We start from the raw sequence: 6,944 nt of genomic DNA, 5'->3' as shown, positions 1-6,944 counted from the left end.
CAGTTAATGGATTGGATGGACACCTTCCAGATTCTTCCAATCCCAGACCTGAAAGCAGCTTGATGGGACTTGAATCTCTTTTCTTCTGCCGTAGTAACAAAAGAGGGATAATTTGTTGAGACAAGAGACTACTACCAAGTGTATCAATATGAAGAACTACAAAGTAAGCTGATTGTCCTTTTACACAGAAGCTACTGTGAGGTTTTTGTATATTTACTTCATGCAAATACTGGCAATATTTCATCTTCAATGTCCAAATTGGGTTATGTGCTGAAAGAATTAACTGCTATGCTGTTGATGTAAATTTCTATTCTGTAGGAGAAGAGCAAATGTCATCTTCCGAAAAGGCTAAAAAAAATCTAGACGAAGCCTTCAAAGCTTGTAATGCTGGAGAGTTTGATAAAGCTATACAACTATGTGAGGTAGTAAAACAGCTTTATGAAAATGAGGGAGATACTGAAGGGCAGGCGGCTTGTCTCATTAATATTGGTAATATTCTTTGCGCTCAAGCAATAAAGAACTATTACCAGCAAGGAATTGCTTTACTGCCTAGCGAGAACCGTCCTACCGAAAATAATTTATTTAATTTTGATGAGGCATCGTGGTATTTAATAGAAGGAGAAGAAGGACCCCCTGATGAGGCTCCCGGTGGGGTGGGTAGACCTGTAGGTAAGCCTAGACGTAGACCTCAAAGACCCCGATTCAATTAATTTTAGGGTTTGAATGAACAGCAGAAGAAGTCCTATTGCTGAAGATACTCTAGCCTAGTTAGAAGTTATGTGAAGGTATTTAATGTTGCTTCGATTATTGCAATCCTCTCTTGCGGCTTAGCTACTGTAACCTATGCTGCTGAGAATTACCCGCCTGCTTCCAGTAAGCCGGCCCCTCTCACTCAAGCTCAAGTAGATACGCTATTTCATGCAGGAGTGCGGCAATATTCAAACGGACAGTTTCAAGTTGCATTAAAAAGTCTTCAAGCTGCTCTCTACAATTATCAAATTCTTGGTGATCGTTCTGGGGAGTCATCAACTCTAATTAATTTGGGATTAATTCACTATTCTTTGGCGCAGTATGATCAGGCGTTGACTTGTTACCAACAAGCGCTAGTTATTTCGCAAGCAGATCAACTTCGTTCTAATGAAGCAAACGCTTTATATAATTTAGGTTTGCTCTATGCAAATTTAGGTCAGCTCGCTCGAGCATTAGAGTTTTATCAGCAAGCTTTAGTTATTCTACGGGAGATAGGTGACCTTATTGGAGAAGCTACAACCCTACTCAACATGGGTTATTCATACGATTTGCTTGGTGAATATGTTGAAGCAGAAAACTTGTATCAGCAAAGTTTAACTGTGGCGAACACAGCAAATGATCGCATTAGTCAAGCCTACGCTCTCAATAATCTGGGTTATTTATCCTACCGCTCAAAACAGTTTGAGCTTTCGCTGGCTCTCCTGAGACAAGCCTTGCTTCTGTTTGAAGAAATTGGGGGTCAGGTTGGAGAAATCTACACTCTTGATAGCTTAGGGCAAGTTCACGTTGGCTTGAAGCAATTCGACCGGGCTTGGGAGTTTTACCAACAGGCGTTGGTAGTTGCAACTGCAATCGGAGATCGTGCTTCTAATCGCCTAACTCTCAGCAACATGGGTAGTCTCCTCGTCCAACAAAATCAACCTGAACTTGCCATCGTCTTCTACAAACGATCGGTTAACATTACCGAAGAAATCCGGCGCGGAATTCAAGGATTGCCGATCGAACAGCAGCAATTCTACACGAATACGATCGCAGACACCTATCGAAAATTAGCGGCTTTATTAATTCAGCAGGATCGGATTTTAGAAGCGCAGCAGGTCTTAGATTTGCTGAAGGTGCAAGAAATTCAGGACTATTTGCGGCGAGGCGTTCGCGGTACAGAGCAGACGTTGCAGGGAGTGTATCTCTGGGAGGCAGAGCAGCGGGTCTTTGCGTCCTTTGAAACCCTGTTGCAGCAGGGACGACGACTTGCTGAACTCGAAGCCATTCCACCAGAAGATTTAACCCCGGAACAGCGAGCAGAACTCATCGAACTTGACCAGAAAAGTAGACAAATTCAAGCTACTTTTAATCGTTTTGTTGATCTGCCCGATGTACAGGCAGCCCTGCAACGCCTCCGACTCAACGCTCGTCAAGTCTTCGATCTAGACAATCTCGATCAGCTTGGGTCAAATCTGGAGCAGCTTCGTCCCGATGCCGTCCTCCTCTATCCCCTGGTGCTAGACGATCGCCTCGAACTTGTCATTCTCTCGCCCAATCTTGAGCCACTGCACAAAACCGTTGACGTCACGCGAGTTGAACTGAATCAGACCATTTCCGATTTCCTGCGCGACCTGCAAAACCATGAATCCGATCCCAAACCCAACGCCGCCAAGCTCTACAACTGGCTGATTCGCCCGATCGAATCCTTCCTGCACGAATCTGGAGCGAAGGTGATCATCTATGCGCCCGATCGCCAGCTACGTTACATCCCCCTCGCCGCACTCCATAACGGTCAGCAATGGTTTGTCGAAAACTATCAAATTAATCAAATTACTGCCGTCAGCCTGACGAACTTAAATACACCCCCTCGCCCCAACCCCCGCATTCTTGCAGGCGCATACTCCGAGGGTCGCCATCTGATCGCTCGTCGCAGCGGAGAATCCCCCATACCCTTCAGGGGCTTACCCTTTGCCGGAGTGGAAGTTCAGACGATCGCCAGCCTCTTTCCGGAAACTCGCCAACTTATTAATCAGGAGTTTACCGAGGCTTCTACGCTGCCATTTCTAAATAGCTATAACATTGTTCACTTTGCTACCCATGCCATCTTCACCACCGGCTCTCCCGAAGATTCCTTTATCGTCATGGGCAATGGAGATACGATCGATCTGAGTGAGATTCGCACCCTGCGTTTACGCAATGTGGACTTAATGGTACTGAGTGGCTGTCAAACGGCAGTGAGTACACTCAACATGGGACAAGAACTGGGGGAGGGCATAGAAATCCTGGGATTTGGCTATGAGGTGCAGAACTCTGGCGCAAGAGCCACGATCGCCTCCCTATGGTCAGTGGATGATGGTGGCACAGAAGTGCTCATGAGCCAGTTTTATGCCCTCCTCCAGCAAGCCAACCGCTCCAAAGCCGAAACGCTTCAGCAAGCGCAAATCGCGCTAATTCGAGGACAGGGGAATCTTCAGCTGGAGAACGCCCTCATTCGAGAACGTAACGCAGGGAATTTGCCCGAAATCAGCGCACAGCAGTTAACCCATCCTTACTACTGGGCACCGTTCATTCTAATTGGGAATGGACTGTAGAAATATTAGACCGATCGAGAAATGATAGAACCAGAGTGATCAGGTCTGGCTACGCTCTATCTCATGGCTGCTCTCACCCGTTCTACTTGCTTTGGTGCTTTAATCTCATCAAAGTGCTGGATGGCTCTCTCAAAACTTCTGCTGCACTCCTCCATTTGATTCATTTCTTGATAAGTCAATCCCTGTTGATAGAAAGCTTCAGCCAGATCGTGCTTTGCACCCAGTGCGCGGGCAATCTCGATCGCCTCAGCATGATATTGGAACGCCTCATCAAATTGTTGCTGCTGGCGGTAAATTTCGGCTTTGCAGCTATAGGCTTTGCCCTTCGCCTGCGGATGTAAGTTCTTGTCCGCGCAGGCAATTGAGCGATCGCAGAGCAGGAGTGCTTTTTCCCAATATCCAAGGGTATTGTAGGTTTGCGCCAGATAGGACAGGCGATACTCGGTGAGCCAGGACGGAAAATTCTGGTCCAAGAGCGGCTCGCAGCGGCTGTAGAGATAATCAGCGATCGCCCTTGCTTCCTCCGGTTGCCCTAGATAGGACTGCAAAAAGGCAATGTAGAACAAGAAAGATAGACTGTACTTCTCGCAACCGAGGGGTTGGCAGAGTTTCAGGGCAGTCTCCAGCGTAGAGAGGGCAGTTTCCAGTTCCCAGAGTCCAATTCTGCAAATTCCTGTGGTCAGCAGTGCATTGCTTTCGATGAGCTTCAATTTGGTCACAATCTCACTAGTCGGGACAGTGTGCTGGTGTTGGGCAAGCGCAGCATGAGCGAGATTTCTTGCGTTCTCACAGTATTGCAACGAGGTATGAATATTACCAGTCAGCCAGTTAATTGCACCCAAGGTGTGATAAAGCTTCGCTTTGCGGTGTGCCTGTTCCATGCGTTGCTGCGGGTGAAACGAGGCTTCTATCGGCAGTCGATCGACCACGTTGAGGATGGCATTGGTCATCTGTTTCAGCAAACCGCGTTTGTAAAATGATCGCCCCAGCGATTCATTGGTGCCGTCCAGATTGGGACGTTTGGCCTGGAGCGTATCGGCAGCGGCGATCCAGTCATTCACTTCAAGGTAGTGATAGTAGGCTTCCAGTGCCCCAAAAGCATCTTCGGAAGATTTAACGCTGGTGATGCTTTGGCTGAAATAGTTTGCCACTTCGCGGTTTGCCCGTTCCCAATCTCCGGTGGCACGCAGGCGTTCAATGGCTTCGTGGCGGATTACAGGATGTAGCCAGTATCGACTCTTATGACACACCAGCAGCGATCGCTCCTGTAAGGACATCACCACACGATGGCACTGAGATTTTTCCACATCCCATAGCAGACATAGCACTCCGTCGATAGATACGGAAGGCACATCCTGATAGCGATAGCAGCCCAACCGACACAGCAACCTGTGTTCTTCGTCGCTCACTTTTTTCAGACGATCGAACTGAGTGTTGATTAAAACACTCAGTTCACCGGGCAGGGAATTCTGATTCTCTTTCCAATAGGCTGCTGCATCTTTTTCATATTCGCGAATAATGGTGCTTCTCAAAATCTGCATAGCTGCAGCATTACCGCCATAGAACTGCTGCATCATGGCGATTGCAGCGGTGGACTGAATCTGCCGCTCCTGAAAAAACTGCTGCCACGCTTCTGGATCAATTCCTTTCAGCGAGTAATGCTCGACCTGAACAGTATCCCGCAAACGCTCTCTGCTGGTGATAAAGGTCAGACAATTGATTTCTGGATCGGTTAAAACCCGCAGTAAATCTAAATAGCGTCGATGGGGTTCGATCAGTCTACCGCTACCGTCCAGAGCAGTTTCAAAATTGTTGATCAAAATGCCCACACGACGGGAGGAATGACTGAGTTGATATCGCAAGCGATCGAGCGTAATGCCAAACTCTCGCCCCGGTTCCTCGTCAAAGTATCGGCGCAGCCATTCTTCAACCAGGCTCTCCACGGAAGTAATATTTTCTGGCTCCATCGCCATCCATTTCTTCAGAATCGGCTCCAAGCCCTGGGACTTAAGGAATTTTCGCGCCAGAGTGGTTTTGCCAATCCCGCCCCTTCCCTGAATCACAATCAACTTTGCACCCTGATCCACCCACTCATTTAAGTTCGCGATCGCCCTTTCCCGACCCACAAAATCAGCACTGGAGTGGGAGTTCACCCGATTCGCCAGGTCATAATCAACTTTGGGCTGAGGCTGTAATTTAAACGCCTGAAACAAACAGCAAATGGATTTGGAATCGACCCCGACCTTACCCTCAAAAATTTTGCGAATCGTCGTTTGATCCAGCCCAGTTGGTTTAACATGGCAGGTTAAGTCCCTGATGCACTCCTGCGTGCAGCGAATGCCACGATCGTTTTCCCACTGCCGGACAGCGTGCTGAAGTCGCTGTAATCCCGTTGCGGTAAGAACGTGACCCCGATCGCGCTTCTTTTTTGACATAAGCAGGATTGGATAAGCGATGCAGCACCGATGCGAACCTGTCAAGTGCCTGAGTCGCTTTTAGCTAAATTTTAATATTAAGTTTACACGAACTTTCTGTTGACGCAATATACAGCCAGGTATTTTCTTTGCGGAGTTTTGCCAATTCTTAGCCAAAAATGGCAGGTGGCTGACTATTTGGTAGACAACCAATCGAAAAGACGCCGTTCTGACAGACAGGTTGTACGATAATTGGTAGTAATCAGGGCATGATGTAACGAAACTCTGGCTCCGTTTAGGTTGGGCGCGGGTTTCACTCAAAATGCTTATTGGACACCTTCTATAAATCTTCTTTATAGGATGCCTCACCTATGAGCAAGCAGAACGGTCATGAGGGGGCGAATCAATATGAGACAAATCATGGAACGAATAACGGAGTAAATAGGTATGGAACGAATAAATACGACGAGGAACAGCAGCGATTGTGGCAGCAGCTCCACGATGTGCTGGAGCAGCTTAAAGCCGATCTAGAAGCCACCCATGTTGAACTGGCGCAGGGGTTGCAGATTAGCCGTCAGCCGCTTGTGTCGTTTATGCAGGCTCCAGAGAAGCGCAGTTTGCCGATTCATCGCGCCAATCTGGTTAAGCTGTGGGATTTCCTCACCGATCCCGCCCTACTGGAGCATAAGAAGATTTCTGAGACCGCTAAACAAAAGCGCCATCAGTTTCGGCAGCAGGGAGCCGATCGCCTGTTAGAAGCTGCCGGGTTCTGCCCTGTCTCTCAGCCCAATTTTTCACCGCTTAATCGATCTAGTCGGGAGCAGCAAATTCAGCGCATTACGTCGATGCTGGCAAGCCTACCTGACATCGGATTTGCCAACTTTAATAGCTTGATTAACGATCTGGAAGCCGTGGTGCGATCGCGGGCATTCCCTTATGTCACGCTGATGGCGGCAAATCAAAGTATTGGTTTAACGCATCAGTCGATCGCCGAGCGCATTCAATTTCTGTTCTCTGAACCGCTTCAGTCAGAGATTCTCAATCCAGCGGTGCTGAATCAGATTAAGAAGTTCTGGACAGTAGCGTCGGCGTCGGGGGATTTTGAGCTAACCAACGCAGAACTATTTGAGCTGAGCCTTTGTATTCTCAATTACGAAAAGCTAAGCAAAACATTCGATCCCTACATCAAGATCAAAGTGCAGCAGTG

5 protein-coding genes are annotated in these 6,944 nt (G+C 47.9%); 3 read left to right on the top strand and 2 right to left on the bottom strand.

The annotated features are described in order from the left end of the window. A partial coding sequence (locus tag H6F80_RS29365) for a hypothetical protein (RefSeq protein WP_206755028.1) occupies window positions 1-244 on the bottom strand: 244 nt, incomplete at its 3' end. Between the two features lie 85 nt (window positions 245-329). Between H6F80_RS29365 and H6F80_RS03465 the strand changes: the two genes are divergently transcribed. Then, on the top strand, window positions 330-710 hold the full coding sequence (locus tag H6F80_RS03465; RefSeq protein ID WP_190790219.1) for a hypothetical protein: 381 nt from the start codon (window positions 330-332) through the stop codon (window positions 708-710). Between the two features lie 69 nt (window positions 711-779). Next, a complete protein-coding gene (locus tag H6F80_RS03460; RefSeq protein ID WP_190790218.1) occupies window positions 780-3,323 on the top strand; it encodes a CHAT domain-containing protein in 2,544 nt (847 codons plus the stop codon). Window positions 3,324-3,379: 56 nt separating this feature from the next. Here the strand turns inward: H6F80_RS03460 and H6F80_RS03455 are convergent, their stop codons facing one another. After that, complete coding sequence (locus H6F80_RS03455; protein ID WP_190790217.1) at window positions 3,380-5,758, bottom strand: tetratricopeptide repeat protein; 2,379 nt, start codon at window positions 5,756-5,758, stop codon at window positions 3,380-3,382. A 350-nt stretch (window positions 5,759-6,108) separates the two neighbouring features. Here H6F80_RS03455 and H6F80_RS03450 point away from each other — a divergent pair. Further along, on the top strand, window positions 6,109-6,944 hold an 836-nt coding region (locus H6F80_RS03450), incomplete at its 3' end, for a hypothetical protein (protein WP_199296348.1).

Origin of the sequence: Leptolyngbya sp. FACHB-711, assembly GCF_014695615.1 — a bacterium.
In the GTDB taxonomy this organism is placed as follows: Bacteria; Cyanobacteriota; Cyanobacteriia; order Elainellales; family Elainellaceae; genus Leptolyngbya_A.
The sequence above is the reverse complement of the archived record's forward strand: the minus strand, read 5'-3'. Positions and strand labels throughout refer to the sequence as shown.

Excerpts from the sequence above, each read along its gene's own strand:
- H6F80_RS03465 (WP_190790219.1), top strand. The coding sequence starts at position 330 with ATGTCATCTTCCGAAAAGGCTAAAAAAAATCTAGACGAAGCCTTCAAA.
- H6F80_RS03455 (WP_190790217.1), bottom strand. The coding sequence starts at position 5,758 with ATGTCAAAAAAGAAGCGCGATCGGGGTCACGTTCTTACCGCAACGGGA.